At 27.3% G+C, this 19,607-nt stretch carries 17 protein-coding genes; 6 read left to right on the forward strand and 11 right to left on the reverse strand.

Translation table 11 applies throughout. The features are described from left to right. Nucleotides 1–262: 262 nt before the first annotated feature. The gene (locus BHYOB78_RS12500) at nucleotides 263–832 is read right to left on the reverse strand and encodes a hypothetical protein (RefSeq protein ID WP_020064679.1); all 570 of its coding nucleotides are present in this window, start codon (nucleotides 830–832) and stop codon (nucleotides 263–265) included. Nucleotides 833–1,131: 299 nt separating this feature from the next. On the opposite strand from BHYOB78_RS12500, the gene mnmG reads away from it, so the two are divergent. The 3 genes from mnmG to tmk all read left to right on the forward strand — a co-directional run bounded on the left by mnmG (nucleotide 1,132) and on the right by tmk (nucleotide 5,221). After that, nucleotides 1,132–2,985, forward strand: a complete 1,854-nt coding sequence (mnmG, locus tag BHYOB78_RS12505) for a tRNA uridine-5-carboxymethylaminomethyl(34) synthesis enzyme MnmG (RefSeq protein WP_012671149.1) — start codon at nucleotides 1,132–1,134, stop codon at nucleotides 2,983–2,985. Nucleotides 2,986–3,240: 255 nt separating this feature from the next. Then, nucleotides 3,241–4,392 carry a phospho-N-acetylmuramoyl-pentapeptide-transferase gene (gene mraY, locus BHYOB78_RS12510; protein WP_012671150.1) on the forward strand — a complete coding sequence of 384 codons (1,152 nt, stop codon included), beginning with the start codon at nucleotides 3,241–3,243 and terminating at the stop codon, nucleotides 4,390–4,392. Between the two features lie 217 nt (nucleotides 4,393–4,609). Next, on the forward strand, nucleotides 4,610–5,221 hold the full coding sequence (tmk, locus tag BHYOB78_RS12515) for a dTMP kinase (protein ID WP_020064680.1): 612 nt from the start codon (nucleotides 4,610–4,612) through the stop codon (nucleotides 5,219–5,221). On the opposite strand, the gene BHYOB78_RS12520 is transcribed toward tmk, so the two are convergent. Further along, complete coding sequence (locus BHYOB78_RS12520) at nucleotides 5,190–5,606, reverse strand: single-stranded DNA-binding protein (RefSeq protein WP_020064681.1); 417 nt, start codon at nucleotides 5,604–5,606, stop codon at nucleotides 5,190–5,192. The two genes, tmk and BHYOB78_RS12520, sit on opposite strands and share 32 nt — an antisense overlap. A gap of 84 nt (nucleotides 5,607–5,690) precedes the next feature. Continuing rightward, nucleotides 5,691–6,737, reverse strand: a complete 1,047-nt coding sequence (locus tag BHYOB78_RS12525; RefSeq protein WP_028331344.1) for a hypothetical protein — start codon at nucleotides 6,735–6,737, stop codon at nucleotides 5,691–5,693. Between the two features lie 159 nt (nucleotides 6,738–6,896). Here BHYOB78_RS12525 and BHYOB78_RS12530 point away from each other — a divergent pair, with 159 nt between their 5' ends. Further along, entirely contained in the window at nucleotides 6,897–7,787 is an 891-nt protein-coding gene (locus BHYOB78_RS12530) for an AAA family ATPase (protein ID WP_012671153.1), read from the forward strand. Between the two features lie 42 nt (nucleotides 7,788–7,829). Here BHYOB78_RS12530 and BHYOB78_RS12535 read toward each other — a convergent pair whose 3' ends face one another. Continuing rightward, on the reverse strand, nucleotides 7,830–9,632 hold the full coding sequence (locus tag BHYOB78_RS12535) for a methyl-accepting chemotaxis protein (protein WP_020064683.1): 1,803 nt from the start codon (nucleotides 9,630–9,632) through the stop codon (nucleotides 7,830–7,832). An 816-nt stretch (nucleotides 9,633–10,448) separates the two neighbouring features. Beyond that, nucleotides 10,449–11,120 carry a tetratricopeptide repeat protein gene (locus BHYOB78_RS12540; RefSeq protein WP_047108771.1) on the reverse strand — a complete coding sequence of 224 codons (672 nt, stop codon included), beginning with the start codon at nucleotides 11,118–11,120 and terminating at the stop codon, nucleotides 10,449–10,451. A 687-nt stretch (nucleotides 11,121–11,807) separates the two neighbouring features. Here BHYOB78_RS12540 and BHYOB78_RS12545 point away from each other — a divergent pair. Further along, nucleotides 11,808–12,932: a hypothetical protein gene (locus BHYOB78_RS12545; RefSeq protein WP_173425791.1), complete on the forward strand. Its 1,125-nt coding sequence runs from the start codon at nucleotides 11,808–11,810 to the stop codon at nucleotides 12,930–12,932. A gap of 2 nt (nucleotides 12,933–12,934) precedes the next feature. Here BHYOB78_RS12545 and BHYOB78_RS12550 read toward each other — a convergent pair whose 3' ends face one another. The 5 genes from BHYOB78_RS12550 to BHYOB78_RS12570 all read right to left on the reverse strand — a co-directional run bounded on the left by BHYOB78_RS12550 (nucleotide 12,935) and on the right by BHYOB78_RS12570 (nucleotide 16,283). After that, nucleotides 12,935–13,432 carry an Imm26 family immunity protein gene (locus BHYOB78_RS12550; RefSeq protein WP_020064686.1) on the reverse strand — a complete coding sequence of 166 codons (498 nt, stop codon included), beginning with the start codon at nucleotides 13,430–13,432 and terminating at the stop codon, nucleotides 12,935–12,937. A 119-nt stretch (nucleotides 13,433–13,551) separates the two neighbouring features. Beyond that, the gene (locus BHYOB78_RS12555; RefSeq protein ID WP_020064687.1) at nucleotides 13,552–14,220 is read right to left on the reverse strand and encodes a DNA alkylation repair protein; all 669 of its coding nucleotides are present in this window, start codon (nucleotides 14,218–14,220) and stop codon (nucleotides 13,552–13,554) included. Nucleotides 14,221–14,238: 18 nt separating this feature from the next. Beyond that, nucleotides 14,239–15,243 carry an Ldh family oxidoreductase gene (locus tag BHYOB78_RS12560; RefSeq protein ID WP_020064688.1) on the reverse strand — a complete coding sequence of 335 codons (1,005 nt, stop codon included), beginning with the start codon at nucleotides 15,241–15,243 and terminating at the stop codon, nucleotides 14,239–14,241. A 151-nt stretch (nucleotides 15,244–15,394) separates the two neighbouring features. After that, nucleotides 15,395–15,646 carry a PepSY-like domain-containing protein gene (locus tag BHYOB78_RS12565; protein ID WP_012671158.1) on the reverse strand — a complete coding sequence of 84 codons (252 nt, stop codon included), beginning with the start codon at nucleotides 15,644–15,646 and terminating at the stop codon, nucleotides 15,395–15,397. A gap of 55 nt (nucleotides 15,647–15,701) precedes the next feature. Further along, entirely contained in the window at nucleotides 15,702–16,283 is a 582-nt protein-coding gene (locus BHYOB78_RS12570; RefSeq protein ID WP_028331346.1) for a PepSY-like domain-containing protein, read from the reverse strand. A 646-nt stretch (nucleotides 16,284–16,929) separates the two neighbouring features. Between BHYOB78_RS12570 and BHYOB78_RS12575 the strand changes: the two genes are divergently transcribed. Then, entirely contained in the window at nucleotides 16,930–18,027 is a 1,098-nt protein-coding gene (locus BHYOB78_RS12575) for an aspartate-semialdehyde dehydrogenase (protein ID WP_020064689.1), read from the forward strand. Nucleotides 18,028–18,201: 174 nt separating this feature from the next. Here BHYOB78_RS12575 and BHYOB78_RS12580 read toward each other — a convergent pair whose 3' ends face one another. Continuing rightward, nucleotides 18,202–19,512, reverse strand: a complete 1,311-nt coding sequence (locus tag BHYOB78_RS12580) for an NCS2 family permease (protein ID WP_020064690.1) — start codon at nucleotides 19,510–19,512, stop codon at nucleotides 18,202–18,204. Nucleotides 19,513–19,607: the final 95 nt, after the last annotated feature.

Here is a 19,607-nt window from a genome sequence, read left to right on the forward strand (position 1 = left end):
GTTGCTAATAAAAATTGTTCGCTTATAATCCTCTGCCATTCTTGCGAATGCCAGAGGCTCACAATTTTTATGGTTGTTGCTAATAAAAATTGTTCGCTTATAATCCTCTGCCATTCTTGCGAATGCCAGAGGCTCACAATTTTTATGGTTATTGCTAATAAAAATTGTTCACTTATAACCATATGACATTCGAGGCTTACAATTTTTATTTAATCCTCCTTAATTATTTAATTAAAAAAAATTATCCTGCATTTTATAAAAATTAATAAGCTGGTATTATACCATTTGCCTGAAGCGAAGAATATATAAGTATTGTAAGGATAACAATTTTATAATTATAATTTTCTTTATCTGATAAATAGCTGTAAGTTTTAATGCTGTTCATTAAGCTGTCTAAATCTGTACCCAAATCTATTATTACAGTATTACTTCCATTAACTTGTTTGTCAAAAGTTAATGTTAATTGACTGCCATTTATACTTACATTAGTAATTCTAAAATTACCTGTTAACCAAATATCTCTATAAGAAGCATAAAGTATATAGTCTATATTTTTATAATCATTTCTGTTAAAATTTATAGTAAATAGATCATTTTTTATATATAAATCGTATGATGTACTACTACCCAATTCTAAACACCATATATTTGTAAAATCATCGGCAAAATCTTTTAATTTAAATTGCATTGTAGAAGTTACATTTTGGGAAATATATCCATTTTCTACATACTGAATTTCAACATCTCTTTCATTAGGGTCTAGTATTTTTACATTACTGCAAGAAATCATAAATAGCATTAAAAAAACTATTAATAATATATTTTTAATCATAAAAAACCTTAAAATATATATTTTTTATATTATAAAATAATAAAATACTGACATTATGTAATTTATATACTATTTCAGCAAATAATGCAAAATAAATGAATATAATAAAAAAGATATTATTAATAATAATTTTTTGCTAGTATAAATAGTATTATAAACCAAACTTACTATAAAAGTTTTTTAATTATTAGTTTAATTATATAAAAATAACTTATTAAAATATACCTTTACAATATACTATTTTTAATATATCATCTTTAGTAATTATAAAACAATCAATAAAATAGAGAGAAATCCTAATGAATAATAATAAATACGATGTTATAGTAGTAGGGGCAGGACATGCAGGAATAGAGGCAGCACTTTCATCTGCAAGACTAGGAATGAAAACTCTAATTATATCTATTAATTTGGATACTATAGGACAAATGTCATGCAACCCTTCTATAGGAGGAGTAGCCAAAGGGACAATAGTTAAAGAGATTGATGCACTCGGCGGCGAGATGGGAATATTAATAGATAAAACTATGATGCAGTTTAGAATGCTTAACAGAAGTAAAGGTAAAGCTGTATGGGCACCAAGAGCTCAAGCAGATAAATATGCATATAAAGAAGAAGCAGCTAAAACATTATATGCACAAAATAATCTCACACTTCATCAAGATATAGTAACAGAAATAATTGTAGAAAATAATGTACTTAAAGGAATCAAAACAGAAAGAGGCAGAGAATACGAATGCCAAGCGGTTATACTCACTACAGGAACATTTTTAAACGGACTCATTCATATAGGTAAGTATCAAAAACAGGCTGGAAGAATCGGAGAACTCCCTGCAATAGGACTATCTGATAGTTTAAGAAGTTTAGGACTTGAGGTTGGAAGATTAAAAACAGGAACACCTGCCAGAGTTGATTATTATTCTATTAACTTTGATATATTAGAAATGCAAAAAGGCGATGATGAAATAACTCCATTCTCTTTTTTAGATGAAAAAATCGATATAGTTCAGGAGCCTTGCTATATAACTTATACAGACGCTAATATTCATAAAATCATTCAGGATAATATACATTTGTCTCCAATGTACAGCGGAGTGATAACAGGTATAGGTCCAAGATACTGCCCAAGCATAGAAGATAAAGTTGTAAGATTTGCTGATAAACCAAGACATCAATTACATTTGGAAAGAGAAAGCTACAGAACAAATGAAGTTTATATAAATGGATTTTCTTCAAGTTTGCCGGAAGAAGTTCAAATAAAGATGATAAGATCATTAAAAGGACTTGAAGAAGTAAGAATATTAAAACCAGCCTATGCGGTAGAATATGATTATGTGAACCCTATAGAATTAAAGCCTACACTTGAAACTAAAAAAATTGAAGGCTTATTTCTAGCAGGACAAATTAACGGAACAAGCGGATACGAAGAAGCAGCATGTCAGGGACTTATGGCAGGAATAAATGCAAGCTTAAAAATAAAAAAAGAAGCTCCATTCATATTAAAAAGAAGCGATGGATATATAGGCGTTTTAATTGATGATTTAACTACTAAAGGAACTAAAGAGCCGCATAGAATGTTTACTTCACAGGCAGAACATAGAATGCTTTTAAGACAAGATAATGCAGACGAAAGATTAACAGAACTTTCTTATAATATAGGGCTTGCAAGCAAAGAAAGACTTGAAAAGGTAAGAGATAAAAAACAAAAAACTCAAATACTTGTGGAATATTTAAATAAACGCACACTCACTCAAAAAGAAACTGAAGATTTAGGATTCACAAAAGAGGCTAAAGAGTACCGTACTATGAGTTTGGCTTCTATAATAAAGCGTCCTGAATGCGGTATCGACATGTTAAAACATTTAATAGACGGCGATTATAATAAAAATGTATTAGAGAATGCAGAAATAGCTATTAAATATGAAGGGTATATTGCAAGATATTTAAACGAAATAAGAGATATAGAAAAATACGAAAATATGCTTATACCTGAAGATTTTGACTACTCTACTTTAAAAAGCGTTAAGATTGATGCTATTAATAAATTAAAACAGTACAAGCCTTATAATATATCTCAGGCTTTAAGAATACCTGAAGTGGATAAATCGGTTGTGCATATTCTAATACTTGCACTTACTAATAAAAAGAAATAAAAATTAGAAAATTATTTTTATTAGCTGTAATAAATAAGCAAGTCAATTTTATAGATTTAATAATATTATTAAAATTTATAAAAATAAGGCTATTATGAAAAATATAATAGCCTGACTTTTTTATGGTTTAAAAAAATAATATAATAATTAAAATTTTATTAATTAACATAATATTTTTAATTGACAAAACTTTATATATATAATAGTATATTTAAATATTTAACTTTTTTAATTATATAAAGGTTGTAAATAGTCATGTTGTATCAAATTTTTTACCCATTAAGAGAATCATTTTTTGGTTTTAACCTATTCAGATATATTACATTCAGAACTGCAGGTGCTGTAGCTACTGCATTGATATTAGTTATTTTATTTGCCCCTGGTGTTATAGAAAAATTAAAAAAGCTGCATTTTGGGCAGGTTGTAAGAGATGACGGTCCTGAAACACATTTGGTAAAAACAGGAACTCCTACTATGGGCGGTATATTCATAGTTGGAAGTATATTGATTAGTGTGCTGTTATGGGCTGAATTAGATAATTTAAAAATAATACTGCTCACTTTATCATTAGTAATACTTTCAATAGCAGGATTTTTAGATGATTTTCTAAAGATTAAATATAAGAATTCAAAAGGTCTTCCTGGAATATATAAAATATTCTTTCAAACATTTGTTGGAATTATAATAGGTGTTTATTTATACTATTTTGATAAATCAACTTTTTTAATGACATTTGAACTCAATCAAGGCATAGGAGTATTAGAAGCCGTAAAAGTGGCTCAAGTTCCTTCTTCTACAATATTCCTTCCATTTGCAAGTACAATATATATAGACTTAAAAATTTTATATATACCATTTGCTACATTTGTAGTAGTAAGTATGAGTAATGCCGTAAATTTAACCGACGGACTTGACGGACTTGCTATAGGACTTTTAATAATAATGTCTATGGCTTTAGCTGTTCTTTCTTATGTATCAGGAAACTCATTAATAGCAACTTATTTAAAAATACCTTTCATATCAGATGCAGGAGAGGTTACAGTTTTTGTAGGTGCTTTGATAGGTGCCGGTTTAGGATTCTTATGGTTTAATGCCCACCCTGCTCAGGTATTTATGGGGGACGTTGGAAGTTTATCTTTAGGCGGAGTTTTGGGTATTATAGCCTTATTCATAAAACATGAATTGCTTCTTGTTATAATAGGTGCCGTTTATGTTGCAGAGGCTTTAAGCGTAGTCTTGCAGGTATTTTCTTATAAATTTTTCAATAAAAAACGTATATTTAAAATGGCGCCTTTACATCACCATTTTGAGAAATCGGGCTGGAAAGAAACACAGGTGGTATTTAGATTCTATATTATAGGAATCATAATGGCTCTTATTGGTATAGCTACGCTTAAAATAAGATAATTATATATAATTAAAATATAGCGATTGGTCAATTTATTTTAGATTAGTATAATAATAAAAATTGTGAGTGTCTGAGAAATTTATTTGCCAGACATTGCGGGCGAACAATTTTTTAACAATAATAATGAAAAAAAAATTATATATTCTTTTGATTTATTTTTAATAATTGTTATATTTATAATAGGGGTAGGATGTAAATATAATTCAGGAAAAATTAATGAAAGGAAAATTAATAGTATTAGAAGGAATCGACGGTTCCGGAAAATCAAGCATTGGCATGATGCTTACGGACATTTTAAATAATATAGGAATAAAATCTATATATACTTTTGAACCAACTCATGCATATTATGGCTCCAAATTAAGAGAAAGTATGCTCTCTAAAGATTTAACACCTGAAGAAGAATTATCCTTATTTATAGCAGATAGAAAAGAGCATATAAAACATATGATAAGACCTGCCATTAATGATGGATATGTAATAGTACTAGACAGATATATGCATTCTTCTATAGCATATCAAGGAGCTAAAGGCATTGATAAAGAATACATATATAATCTGCATAAAGATTTCATATTAGAACCTGATTTAGTATTCATACTTCACCTAAATATAGAAACTGCATTAAACAGAATCATGGAAAAAAGAGGATTCGTTGATAGATTTGAAAACAAACACTATTTAGAAGAAGTTGATAAAATATTCTCTTCTTTCAATGAACCATATATGCAGCATATAGATGCTTCTAAAGATCAAAAATCAATATGCGATGAAATATTGAATACTATAAAAGAATCTAAAATACTTCCTCTAGATTCTCTTCAATAAAATCAGATACTATTTGATTATTAGCTGTTTTCGTATATGAAGTATTTCCTATAGATTTTTTATCCAAATTTTTTATCTCTAATGCTAGTATATAAAAAGCACTTTTTTTGATTCCATCTTTAGAAGTATAAATATTTTGTCTTAATTCTCCGTTTACAAGTACATGTCTTCCTTTAAATAAACTAACTGCCGCCTTATCTGCATTATATCCCCAAGTCACTAAATCAAAGAAATATACTTCCTTTTGCAAAGTTCCGTTTGAATAATAAAACCTATTATTAGCTATAGAAAATTTGCATAAAGATTTTCCATTTTTAGTTTTCATATAAGTTGGATCTTTTGTTAATCTTCCTTCAATTACTATAATATTAGCATGTCCTGACATATTAAATCTCCTTTTTAATTATTGTCTTTATGCTAATAGTTAAACAAATTTTTTTATCGATTTAAGCCTAGATTTTATAAAAAATTATAAAAATAAATAATATAAAGGAGAATCTTCTTTTACATAAGGCTTTAATTCTTCAAATGTAAAACTTATCTCTGTTATTCCTACTGTATATGGAGATATATCATTAGCCTGCCATACGAAATTTATAGAATTAGGAAGTATTCTGAAACTTGAGCTTTCTAATGTTATAGAATCAAATTCATAATAATCTTCTTTGGCAGAACCTGTTTTTAATATTTTATCTCTCATCAATGATATTAAATTGACATTATTAAAATCTGATATTACATCTCTTATAGTGATAAGATTAGAACTCTCTAGTGAAAATACTTCCTGAATATTAGCTTTCGCTGCATGATCACCGCCTGTATACATAGATGAATAATTATCTAGTGCTATTACCCTATTATCTATATATCCCACATTAACAGTATTATCTATTTCATAAGTGGTATTGCTTGCCCCAACATATAAAAGTCCCTTCCATTCATTATAATAATTATCACATTCCTCTTTAACATAATTAATAGATGATTCCATATCCAAAGAGTTTATATCACTGCTTTTACTAAATAGAAGTATAGTTCTATGATATGAGAATATAGAATTACTTATGCTGTCATTTTTATAATAATCAACTATATCAGCATAATATACAGGAAGATTTCTATTTAAAGAAAATTCCATATCTTTTATTTCGTTCAATTCTTCATATCTTATTTCAGCACTTAATACTATATCATCGCTTAAATTGCCAACTATAGAAGCATGCATATTATTATTTTCATCAACTTCCTGTAAATTCAATTTCTTATTATTAATACTGCCTGTAATTACAGATTTTTTATTTTCAGTATAATAATATCCGCTTACTTTTTTGTTTTTTTCATTTACGTATAAATACATATCTGCTTTTTCTCCGGATATATTTCCTTCAAGCAAATAGAATTTGGATTCTTGTATTTCTGAAGTATTTTTATTTTTGACAGATGAGCTATTTTGATTTTTATTGCATGAAAAAACTAACATAACGATAATCAAGCTATAGAAAAACTTTTGAAACATATATATATACACCCTTAATTTTTACTCTATAGTTAATATATAAATTTATATAAAATAAATCAACACAAATCATCAAAATTATTGTAAATAATTGACTTTTTATAAAATTAATAATATCATTGATTAACTATAAATTTCTTTAAAAAAGAGGCTTAAAAAATGGAAAAAGTGCAAATAGAAAATGTTGAACTTACATTATCACATCCGGATAATTTAAATATAAAATGGACAGGACAGAATGACTTAGTAAGACAGATAATGGCTTCTTGGCATTTAATTTCAGAAGATGATATACCTCTAAACCCTAGAATCGTAGGAAAACCAGGTGCCGGAAAAACTACTCTTTCATATTATGTAGGAAAAGAGCTTCTTAATAGAGATGTTTATATTTTTCAATGCACTGTAGATACAAGACCGGAAGACTTAATAATTATTCCTGTAATATCTGAAAATAATAAAATAAGTTATCATGCTTCTAGTTTGGTTACAGCAATGATAAAAGGCGGAGTTGCTATATTAGACGAAGGAAACAGAATGAGTGAGAAAACTTGGGCTTCACTTGCACCTTTACTTGATGACAGAAGATATGTAGAAAGCGTAATAGCTGGAATAAAAATAAAAGCTCACCCTGATTTCAGAGTAATAGTTACTATGAATGATGATGCAAGCACTTTTGAGCTTCCTGAATATATTCATTCACGTTTACAGCCTACTATTGAACTTCCTTTCCCTGATGTTAAAGAGGAGTATGATATATTGAAAATGAATCTTCCTTTTGCTGATGATGAAATATTAAAAATCACTGTTGGATTCTTGCAAAAATCACATATACATAATGCTTCTTTTTCTGTAAGAGATGGTATTAATATGGCTAGATATGCTATGAAACTATATAAAAGCAATATCGCATCAAGCAGAGATACAGCATTTTTAATAGCATTAAAATCCGTACTTGGTACTGAAGGACTTAGAATATTAAGTCTTAATATGGATGACAGAGATAATAAAGATAGAAGAAATATGGATGATGACAGCGCTAATATGCTATAATCATATAATGCATTAGCATTATACGATTATTTATTTTTGATATTAACCTATTTTATGTAATTTAAAATATTCTAATTCTGAATAAACGCTTTCTGTATTATTAGAAACTTCTCTTCCTAAAATAGCACTGTTATGTACTAAATCAGCATTTTCCTGAGTGATATTGTTTAATTCATTCATGGCAAGTGCAATTTCTTTTACGCTTCCTTCCTCTTCTGAAACAGCATTATACAGATTAGTCAAAACTTCTGAAACTTCATTTGCAGAAGATTCTATATTCAAAAGTATCTCTAAAGAATGCTTAACAGATTCATCACCTGTTTCTATTTTAGCAACCGTATTTTCTATTATAGTAGTAATTTTTCCGGCAGCATCATTAACATTTTGAGCAAGCGAACGTATTTCTGTAGCAACAACTGCAAAACCTTTTCCCTGCTCCCCTGCCCTAGCCGCTTCTACAGCTGCATTCAAAGCAAGTATATTTGTCTGAAATGCTATAGACTGTATAAGTTTTATTATATCCGATATCTCTTTACTAGACTCTGATATATCAACCATATTATTTGAAATTTGTGTTACGGCCTCAACTCCAAGCTTTGTAGAATCAGCTACTTTATTACTCATCTCTTTTACATCATTAGTATGCCTTGATGTTTCTGATATAGAAGAAAACAAATTTTCTATAGCACTGCTTACTTGTTCTATTGCAGCCGCCTGAGAAGATGTCCTATCCGATAAATTATCTATACCATTTGATATTTGTCCGCTTGAATTATTAATAGAAGCCATATTCATTTTTATTTCTGATACTATAGATGATATTTTGTTTTGCATATCATTAACAGAATTAACTAAATGTCCGGACTCATCTTTTAAAGCCAAATCTTCTTTATTAAATACACTATTAAAATTGCCTTCTTTCATTAAGTCTATAATTTTTATTGTATTCCTTAATGGCTTTACTATTTTATAAACTAAAAATCCTTCAAGGAATAAAAGAATAACCATCACAACAAATATTACAAGCATTAGAATCATAAACTGATTATTTAATTCACTGGCATCTCCTTTGAATATTAATATCCATGGAGCATTATCTGTTTTTTGCACAGCATACCATTGATTGCCTACAATTTTAACTTCTCCTACATGCGATATAAGATTGCCTTTGAAAGAACTAAAAAGCGGATCTGTAAATAAATTCTTATTTTCCTCTAAAATATAATCGCTATTTTCATGAGTCATATATATTCCATCAGTAGATACTATATAAAAACTTTCATCAAAATTTTCTTTTATATCTTTCATGATGCTATTCATATCGGCGAAGTCTATAGCAAATACTCCTTTTAATTTTCCATTTGTATATATAGCCTTACTGAATGTAACTGTAAGTTCATTAACAGCAAAGTCTATGTATGGATCGCTTATTGCTATATCATTTGTAGCTACAGCATCTTTATACCATGGTCTTGAAGTTTGATTGTATGTACGAGGATATTCCTCTAAAGTGTTTATATATATTCCTCCATCAGAATATGGTACAGTATCACCAAAATACATGTTTAAATAACCTGATCCTGTTTTTTGAACATTTGTTATAAAATTTCCGAATGTTTCTAAATCTGGATTAGCTTCCAAATTATTAACTATTAAATTGACTGTGTTTTTTATTTCTTTTACATATGCTTCTGTTTCGTTTTTTGAGTTTAGAGTTTGAAAGTATTTTTCCTTTAAGAATTTTGATTTATATATTGGTTTGTATATAAATAATATTGCTAAAAATGCCGCAAAAAGAAATATAGAAAAAATACTCAAAAACTTGAACATTAATCCTCTTTTCATTAATTTCTCCACAATTTACTTTTATTATATTTTACAAGGTTAAATATAAAAAAGATTTTAAAAAATATTTAAAAAAATACAAAATTTTTTAGAAGAAAAATAAAAAAAAATTTACTTTTTGTGTAATTTTCAAAAAATCTATATAATATAGTATATAAATTACTTATATTATATGATATTTATTGATTTTAGTGGTACGCACGGAGAGATAAACTAAAATATTAATTAATTTATTATTCAAATTTTTATTACATCAATAATTTAGTTAATTGTGCGTTGAGTAAAGCAAAAAAATTTAATTACCGCTTGGTGGGCTAAAATTTCTAATTAAGCTATAAGAACAATAAATATTAAAATTCAAAATAAAGCAGTAAATTTTAAAGGGCGGAGTTTTAAATAAATTTGAAAAGTTATTTTTTATCAACTTTTCCCTGACTTCGTCAAAGTTGCAAAAGTGCTAATTTTTTATAATATAAAATTTTATAAATCATTCTTAAATTTAATAAATATTTGATCTAGTGCTAAAATTGCTGATTGTCTATAAATATAATTAATATAAAAATTAAAAATGAAGCAGTGAATTTTAATATTTAAGTTTAAAAATTTAATTACATTTGCCCACCCTTTAGGCTTATTATTTTTATTTGAAATTATAATCTTTTATTTCTTTTTGTTCTATCTGTTATTTTTGCTGCCCACCCAAGATTTTTTTTAAATTTATAGTTCATTCACCGCACGCAGAATAAAGCTAAAAATATAGATTTATTTGCAATTCAAATTTTATTATATTGTTAATTTTGTTTACCGTGCGTAAAGTCATTTCAAACCATATTTATTTTGAAGATTTTTTATATTATTTTTAGCTATGTTATTATTAGAATCTAATTTCAAAGCCTTTTTATAATCTTTTAATGCATCTTTATACTGTCCTAAATTTTCTTTAGATACTCCTCTGTTATTATAAACATCGCTATAACTAGGGTTTAATTCTATAGATTTATCAAAATCTTTAATAGCTTCTTTATATTGTCCTAAATTTCCTTTAGCAAGTCCCCTGTTATTATAAGCATTACTATCATTAGGGTCTAACTCTATTGTTTTATCATAGTCTTTAATAGCTTCTTCATACTGTCCTAAATATTTTTTAGCAATTCCTCTGTTATTATAAGCATTACTATAATTATGGTTTAACTCTATTGCTTTGTCATAGTCTTTTATAGATTCTTCATACTGTCCTAAATTTTTTTTAGCAATTCCTCTGTTATTATAAGAATCACTATCATTAGGGTTTAACTCTATAGCTTTATCATAGTCTTTTATAGATTCTTCATACTGTCCTAAATTTACTTTAGTAATTCCTCTGTTATAATAAGTATTACTATTATTAGGAGCTAACTCTATTGCTTTATCAAAAGATTCTATAGCTTCTTTGTATTTTCTCTCTTTAAAATAATTTAAACCTTCTTCATAATATTGTTCTGATGACATATTTTACCTCAAATAATTTTTTATTATAAAATTGATATATTTCATTTTTTAGTATTTTCAAGTTAATATTATTAAAAACCCACCCTTTAGGCTTATTATTTTTATTTGAAATTATGACTTTTTATTTCTTTAAAGTTTAAACAGAATTGTTAACGCCCACCCCAGTTTTATTTAAATTTATAGTGTATTCACCGCACGGAGAGTAAAGCTAAATATATAGATTCATTTGCAATTCAAATTTTATTATTATTGTTAATTTTGTTCACCGTGTGTTATATAACGTTTTAAAATTTAAACAAAACTTGGGTGGGTGCTAACAAATTATAATTAAGCTATAAATATAATTAATTGTTGTAATTCAAAATAAAGCAGTAAACTTGAAAGGGCGGGGTATTAAATAGAGTTTTAAAGCTTAATTACATTTGCCCACCCTTTATCTTTATTATTTAATTTGTAATTATTATTTTTTATTTCTTTAAAATTTAAATAGAATTTCTAACAACCTACCCAGGATTTTTTTAAATTTACAGAGCATTCACCGCACGCAGAATAAAATTAAAAATCTAAATTTATTTATAATTCTAGTTTTATTATATTGTTAATTTCGTTTACCGTGCGTAGAGTTTAACTATTATAAAAATGAATTGTTATAAAATTAGTCAGCTTTATTTAAAAAGAGGTAGAATTATGCTTGAACATAAATGCGATAAATGCGGAACAGAATTGGGTTATAAAGGTTTATGCTTTAAATGTAAGGCAGAAGAAGAAAGAAATAAAACTCTTGCTTTAACTGATGATGAAATAAAAGATATAGTAAGTAAATATGTAAAAAATCTAAAAGAAAAAGATATTGATAAAGAGTTAATAGACGGCATTTATATTTATGATTTAATTGCATATAGAAATATAGATTTAAAAGATATTGCAAAAAAAGCATTAGAGAAAAAAATTTATTACCCTGAAGTATTTTATTATAAGGCAAGCGAAGAAATAAGAGATGAACTTATAAAAAGAATAAGAGCAACTAAAGATTATTCTGAAGGAGCTAATTTATTATCATGTTTAGCTATGCAGGGAGATGATGCTGCACTTGACTGTTTATATGATTTTGAAATGAATCCAAGAGAATGGAGAAATAAACTTTATGTTGATCCTTCAGTTTATGCTGAATGTGCAGGCTGGACTTTTGATAAAGATAAAAAGAGACAAATACTTAATTTCGATAAATGCTATTATTTAGATAAAGCTCAAAGCAAAGAAGAAAAAGAACAGAGCCCTATTATAATAGCTTCATTAAGGAATGACAATTGTCCTGAATGCGGATGCAGAAATATGGATATGGCTATTATTGACGGCAGAGATGAAAGATTAAAATTTATAGGTGTTAATGGAATAATAAAGGCTTCATGCTGTCCTAACTGTGTAATTTACAATACAACTTATTCAAAATATGATTTAAAAGGAGGAAGCAAAATACTTCCTTTCGATAAAGAGTCTGAAAACTATTATCCTCCTGAAGAAAATTATATAGAGGAAGAAGAATTAAATTCAATGCATAATAATAATTATATACTTTCAAAAAATGAAGTTCCTTTGTTTTACGGGGCATTCGATGATACTTTAAATACAATAGGAGGATTTGCTAATTGGGTTCAGGACTGGGAATATATGAAATGCCCAAGCTGCGGAAAGAAAATGAAATACTTAATGCAGATTCATTGGCATACTATTGAATCTATGGCAGAAGGTACTTTGTTTATAGAAATATGTACTGATTGTAATATTACGGCAATGTTTCATCAGCAAACTTGATTTTATTTATTGCTGCTTATACGCTCTTTTATCATTATCTCTATTTCTGTAGGAGTATAAACAATACATTCATTATATTTATTTGTATCGTATTTTTTTATTGATTTTATTTTACCGCCTATCCATAATTTTGGATCATATTCATCGCCTAATAAAAAAGTTATTTTTGAATAATTGGAATATTTTTCTCTATCATAAGCCAATTCTTCAAAAACAAATCTCCATCTATTTTTAGTAAATGCCATTGATATATGAAGCGGATCAAACATAAGTCCTGATTTAACTATATCATCTTTATCATTTGGAATATTTCCTGTATAATTAAATATTTCAATTAAATCTCCTTTGGATTTATCAATTTCAATTAGTCTTCCAAAAGCGTAGTTTTCTTCAATATTAAAATTTATTTTTGAATAGTTTTTAGTATTGTCCTTTATATCATTTGATAAAAACAAAGGAATAAAAAATATATTGCCTTCTTTTTTTTCAAAATATTTCATAATTAATTATACCTTTTTTATATTTAAATGCACGCTAATAGGATTATAAATATGCATTAGTTTAATAATCGAATTTTAATAAATTAAATATTAATCGTGCGTTGAGTAAAGCAAAAAATTTAAATATACTTGCTAGCTTCTTTGATACTTAGATTAGCCATGTTTTCTTTATGACGATTTAGAAAATCTCGTACCCAGTCAGGATTAGTTTTACTATAATCCCTTAAAGACCAGCCTATCGCCTTATTTATAAAAAACTCTTTGTTGTTAAAATTGTTTATTATAATTTTTTCTAATAATTCTGTGTTTGTTTTGTCCTTTCTTAAAAGCTGATGATCTATAGCTATTCTTCTAAGCCAAATATTATCAGATAAAGACCATTCTAAAAGTATGTTATTTACAGCCTCATCTCTCAAAGCAATATCTCCGATTATTCTATCTAAACAATCTATGCTATCCCACCAAGATTTTGTAAGTGCATATACTTTTAATTTTTCTATATGAGTTTTATTTAAATATTTCTTTTTTAACCTTAAGTAGTCTAAAGAAGCATATTGAAATTCTCTGTATTTGTTGTCATAGCATTTGTCTGTAAAGTTAAAATCAATAAACTCTTTTTCTTCTTTTGGAATATTTTTGAATACTTTTTTCTCAGCTTCCTTTCTCTCTTTTGAATGAATACCTAAAAACTCAAAATTATTTTTCATGTATTTTGCCATTAATATAGCTTCTTTTTCATCTTTTAATTTTTCAAATTCTTCTGAAAGAGTAGTGTATAAATCACTCATTAAATTAAGCCTCAAAAATCATTTATCAAAAATATATTTATAAATATGCTCAGGTAAAGGTATACCTTCTTTTAAATAAACTTTAGAACAAGCCTCTTTTCTCTCACCAGGTATAGAAATAGTTCCGCCTTCTTTTAAAGCAGGCTCTTTCCTTATATCATCTATAAATGATTGAACTGTATTTAAATAAGTATCTAAATCATTATAAACAGCAGGATCAACAACAAGCATAAATGTAGATAAATTTCTTTTTTTATCCATATCGCCGTACATCTTTACTAAATTATTGCAGTAAACTTGTCCTACTAAAAGTCCAGTAAATGCTTCAACCATAGTCATTATCAAATATCCCTTAACTCCTCCGAAAGGCACAACATATTTTATTTCATTAGGATTAGAGCTAGGATTGCCGTTTTCATCTACTCCCCAATGCATAGGCACTGTTTCATTATTTTCTCTTGCTGTAAATATTCTTCCAAGCGATACCTCGCTAGTTGCCATATCTCCAAGTATAAAATCTTTCTTTCCTGGAAAACCATAGCTTATAGGATTAGTTCCAAAAAATGATCTCTTTCCTCCGAAAGGTATAACACAAGGATCGGTATTAACCATTATAAGAGAAACTTTATTTTGATCTATAGCCATTTTATTATAATATCCCAAAGCACCAGCATGACTATTATTTTTTATTCCTATTAAAGCAATTCCCTGTTTTTCAACAGTTTCTAAAGCCCATTCCATAGCATACTGTGTTGCTACATGTCCGAATCCGCCGTCAGCATCCATCAATGCAAAAGAAGGTCTCTTCTCTTCTATATGAAATTCAGAATTTAAATTTATTCCTCCAGATTTTATTCTATCTATATAATGTTCTACTCTTAATACTCCATGTGAATGTATGCCCCTTATATCAGCATAAATTAGTACATCCGTTACAATTCCAGCCTGTTCATTAGATACTCCAGCCATTTTAAACTTATTGTATACGGCATCCATTAATTCTTTTACATTAACTTTAATCATATTAAAATACCTTTACCATATTTAATAAACATAATAAAGTTTACATAATTATAAATATAATGTCAATAATTTAAATACTAAATTTAAAAAAAGAACAAGAGATTTTAATAATCCCTTGTTCTAATAGTTTTATATTTTAATTTTATTTATATTAATCGTCCCATTCCTGACCTAATAGATTTCCAGCTTTATCAATATATAATTCCATCATATTATTCATTTTTACTTTATATACATTGTAATGCTCCATTTCTACTGCCCAAATCTGAGCCTGAGGATAAGTTCTTTTTGCTGTTGCTATTACAGCCTGAGGAACTTGATTAAGAGGCACATACCAATCTGCAAATAAAGCTGAAGTACTTAAAACTGTTAAAGCTACTAATAAACAAAGTATTTTTTTCATATTTTCTCCTTTTTTTAATTATTATTTTTTATTATTTTTTATATTAAATATTTAATTAATCGTCCCATTTTTGACCTAATAACTGACCATTATTATCAACATACAATTCCATCATATTATTCAATTTTATTTCAAATATAGTGAACTGTTTTTCTATTTTAATTATAGCAGCATTAGGATAAGTTCTTCTTATTGTATTCATAACATTAGCAGGAAGTATAGTAGCAGGCATATTACCATAACATTTAACTTCTTTCCAATCTCCATTAGGGAAGAAATCTATTTGTGTTCCGTTTTCTAAATATACTTCTATATCTTCCCAATCTCTTTCAATGAAAGTTACTTTTACATTAGCAAAATGCTGTTTGATAAAGTTCTGAGCATTTTGAGGTATAGAAGATAATTGCACTCCATATCCATATTGTTGTCCTTGAGCAGGAGGCTGTGCATAAGGATCTTGGTAATTTTGCTGAGGATCTTGTACTTGAGGCTGACCATATGGATCATATCCGCCTTGACCGCCTTGCTGATAGCCTCCTTGATTATTATCATAATATCCGTCATATTGAGCGAACAATGAACCTGTAAGCATTGCTGAAACAAAAATTATAAATAAAGCTTTTTTTATAGTAGTCATAAAATTTCTCCTGTTTTTTATTTTGTAAAAACAATTTAGCAACAGGTAAATTATCTTTACATTTAGTATTATAGTATAATTTTATGATTATGTCAATTAATTTTACTAGTTTTTTACTGAAAATTTACATTTTTTTTAATTATATTAGCTTTTTTATGTTAGACATGTTTTAAAAATATTTGATAAAATCATATTAAAAATTATTTTAATAAATAAATTATAGAAATGAGTTATTATAAGTTTTATAAAACATAATTTTTAATATATAAAATATTTTATTATATACACTTATATACTCTTAATAATAAAAATAATTGTTATTTACTGCTAAGTCAAAATTTATATAAAATAAAAATACCTCAAATATTCATTGATTTAATTTTGAAACATATACAAAATAGAGTTTTAATTTTTTAAAAAATTTAAATAGTTATTAAAAAATAGAATTAATAAATAGTCTAATTACAGACATTTATTAACTCTATAATTACATTATGTTATTCATTTTTATAAAAAACTATAATCAAATCACTTGAATTAAATTAAAAAACTAAACATTTCTACATATAAAAATTCTTGATTTTAATATATTATTAATATATAATTGCAGGAACAAAAAATAAAAAATAATTAATGGTACACTATTATGAAAAAAGTAAATTTATGTTTATTAGGGGCTTCCGGTGCTGTAGGTCAGGAGATGCTTAAAGTATTGGAAGAGAGAAAATTCCCAATCAATGAGTTAAGACTTCTTGGAAATAGAGAAGCAGGAAAAAAAGTAAAATTTAATGGCAAAGAATACACAATCGAAAAGACAACTAAAGATTCATTCAAAGATATGGATATAACATTGGTTGCTGTAGGAGCTGATTTAAGTAAGAAATTAAGTCCGTTAGCTGTAAAAGCTGGAAGTATTGTAGTAGATAACAGCAGTGCTTTTAGAATGGATAAAAATGTTCCTTTAGTAGTTCCTGAAGTTAATCCTGAAGATGTTAAGCTTCATAAAGGAATAATAGCTAATCCTAACTGCTCTACAATAATAGCTTTAGTAGCATTAGCTCCTCTTCATAAATTCGGAAAAATAAAAAGAATAATAGCATCTACTTATCAGGCTGTTTCAGGTGCAGGTAAAGAAGGTATGGAAGAATTAGAACAGCAGATAAAAGATTATGTTGCTGGAAAAAAACTTAAAAACAGTACTTTCAAATATCAAATACTTCACAATTTAATTCCTCATATCGATTCTTTCGATAAAAATGGATACACTAAAGAAGAATTAAAAATGACTAATGAAGGAAGAAAAATTCTTCATGCTCCTGATATGCAAGTAAGCTGTACTTGTGTAAGAGTTCCTGTTATTAGAAGTCATAGCGAATCTATTACAGTAGAAACAGAGAAAAAAATCACTGCTAAAAAGGCTAAAGAATTATTATCTAAAGCAAAAGGTGTAAAAGTGGTTGATGATCCTGCTAAGTTTAAATATCCTATGCCTTTGGATACTTCTAACCAAGATAATATATATGTTGGAAGAATAAGAGAAGATATCAGTGCTAAAAATTCATTAGTATTCTGGTGTGCAGGAGATCAAATAAGAAAAGGCGCTGCTACAAATGCTGTACAAATAGCTGAGCTTCTTTTACCTGAATTAGATAAAAAATCTGATGATAAAGCAGTAGAAAAAAAAGCTGTAGAAAAGAAATCTGCTAGAAAACCATGCGTAAGAAAATCAACAAAAAAACAATAATAATAAAATTATGAATTAAATATAGAGGTTCTGTATATTACAGAGCCTATTTTTTATTGCAATAATTAAATTAATTAGAATTACGATTTTTTAATTGTAAATCATAAAAAAACAGAGAGATAAAAAATCCCTCTGTTTGTAACATCTAAAAATAATCAATTAATTAAATATAAATTAGCCTAAAAATCCTTGTATTATAGGCATAAGTATTTTAATTAAAAGAAGCGCTGATAATATCCAAGTCAATAATGATATATCTTTACTTTTACCTGAAACAAATTTTAATATAGTAAATGACAATACTCCGAAAGTAATACCCTCAGCTATACTATAAGCAAAAGGCATAAATATTATACATATAAAAGCAGGAATTGCTTCTGTATAATCATTGAAATTAATTTCCAATATAGGAGTCATCATAAATAAACCAACTATAATCAAAGCAGGTGCAGTAGCAGCAGAAGGTATAGCTAAAAATATATGCGATAAGAATAATGAAACAGCGAATAATATAGCAACAACAAGAGAAGTTAATCCTGTTTTACCGCCTTCAGCAACACCAGATGCACTTTCAACATAAGTAGTAACAGTAGAAGTACCTAAACAAGCACCTACAACTGTTCCTACAGCATCAGCAAATAAAGCTTGCTTACATCTAGGAACTTCTCCGTTTTTTGTAAGCATATCTGCTTTAGTACATACTCCAACCAATGTACCTACTGTATCAAACATATCAACAAAAAGGAAAGTAAAGAGTACTATAAACATATTAGGGGTGAATATATTTCCGAAATCAAGTTTGAAGGCTATAGGTTCTAATGAAGGAGGTATAAGACTTGCATCAGGAGACATTTTTGTAAGTCCCATAGGTATTCCTATTATAGTAGTAATAAGTATTCCTAAAAGTATTGCACCTTTTACATTATATGCTAATAAAATTGCTGTTATAAGAAGTCCTATAATAGCAAGTAATGCACTTCCTGAAGTAATATTACCAAGTCCAAGCAAAGTAGCATCATTATTTACTATAATTTTAGAATTCTGAAGTCCTATGAAAGCTATAAATAATCCTATACCTACTGAAATAGCTCTTTTCATATTAACAGGTATGCTATTAACTATAGCCTCTCTCACATTAAAAATAGTAAGAACAACAAATATAATACCTTCTATAAATACGGCTGTTAAAGCTGTTTCCCAACTATAACCCATACCCAATACTACAGTATAAGCAAAAAAAGCATTAAGTCCCATACCAGGTGCTAAAGCAAAAGGAAGATTAGCAAGCAAAGACATTATCAAAGTTGCTATTATTGCAGATACTACTGTAGCTGTGAATACTGCTCCTTTATCCATACCTGTTGCACTAAGTATACCTGGATTTACTGCTAATATATAAGCCATTGTCATAAAAGTAGTAAAGCCTGCTATTATCTCTGTTTTTACATTAGTACCATACTCTTTAAGCTTGAAAAATTTTTCCATAAATATATTCCTTATAACAGTTTTTTTATTCATAACCATTTACTATTATGAAAGCTATAATATATACGAGATTATAATTTTTGCAATATTTTTTA

This window comes from Brachyspira hyodysenteriae ATCC 27164, from assembly GCF_001676785.2.
Taxonomy (GTDB): domain Bacteria; phylum Spirochaetota; class Brachyspiria; order Brachyspirales; family Brachyspiraceae; genus Brachyspira; species Brachyspira hyodysenteriae.

Excerpts from the sequence above, each read along its gene's own strand:
- BHYOB78_RS12545 (WP_173425791.1), top strand. The coding sequence starts at position 11,808 with ATGCTTGAACATAAATGCGATAAATGCGGAACAGAATTGGGTTATAAA.
- BHYOB78_RS12570 (WP_028331346.1), bottom strand. The coding sequence starts at position 16,283 with ATGACTACTATAAAAAAAGCTTTATTTATAATTTTTGTTTCAGCAATG.
- BHYOB78_RS12565 (WP_012671158.1), bottom strand. The coding sequence starts at position 15,646 with ATGAAAAAAATACTTTGTTTATTAGTAGCTTTAACAGTTTTAAGTACT.
- BHYOB78_RS12500 (WP_020064679.1), bottom strand. The coding sequence starts at position 832 with ATGATTAAAAATATATTATTAATAGTTTTTTTAATGCTATTTATGATT.
- BHYOB78_RS12530 (WP_012671153.1), top strand. The coding sequence starts at position 6,897 with ATGGAAAAAGTGCAAATAGAAAATGTTGAACTTACATTATCACATCCG.
- BHYOB78_RS12535 (WP_020064683.1), bottom strand. The coding sequence starts at position 9,632 with ATGAAAAGAGGATTAATGTTCAAGTTTTTGAGTATTTTTTCTATATTT.
- mnmG (WP_012671149.1), top strand. The coding sequence starts at position 1,132 with ATGAATAATAATAAATACGATGTTATAGTAGTAGGGGCAGGACATGCA.
- BHYOB78_RS12580 (WP_020064690.1), bottom strand. The coding sequence starts at position 19,512 with ATGGAAAAATTTTTCAAGCTTAAAGAGTATGGTACTAATGTAAAAACA.
- BHYOB78_RS12550 (WP_020064686.1), bottom strand. The coding sequence starts at position 13,432 with ATGAAATATTTTGAAAAAAAAGAAGGCAATATATTTTTTATTCCTTTG.
- BHYOB78_RS12560 (WP_020064688.1), bottom strand. The coding sequence starts at position 15,243 with ATGATTAAAGTTAATGTAAAAGAATTAATGGATGCCGTATACAATAAG.
- tmk (WP_020064680.1), top strand. The coding sequence starts at position 4,610 with ATGAAAGGAAAATTAATAGTATTAGAAGGAATCGACGGTTCCGGAAAA.
- mraY (WP_012671150.1), top strand. The coding sequence starts at position 3,241 with ATGTTGTATCAAATTTTTTACCCATTAAGAGAATCATTTTTTGGTTTT.
- BHYOB78_RS12555 (WP_020064687.1), bottom strand. The coding sequence starts at position 14,220 with ATGAGTGATTTATACACTACTCTTTCAGAAGAATTTGAAAAATTAAAA.
- BHYOB78_RS12525 (WP_028331344.1), bottom strand. The coding sequence starts at position 6,737 with ATGTTTCAAAAGTTTTTCTATAGCTTGATTATCGTTATGTTAGTTTTT.
- BHYOB78_RS12540 (WP_047108771.1), bottom strand. The coding sequence starts at position 11,120 with ATGTCATCAGAACAATATTATGAAGAAGGTTTAAATTATTTTAAAGAG.
- BHYOB78_RS12575 (WP_020064689.1), top strand. The coding sequence starts at position 16,930 with ATGAAAAAAGTAAATTTATGTTTATTAGGGGCTTCCGGTGCTGTAGGT.
- BHYOB78_RS12520 (WP_020064681.1), bottom strand. The coding sequence starts at position 5,606 with ATGTCAGGACATGCTAATATTATAGTAATTGAAGGAAGATTAACAAAA.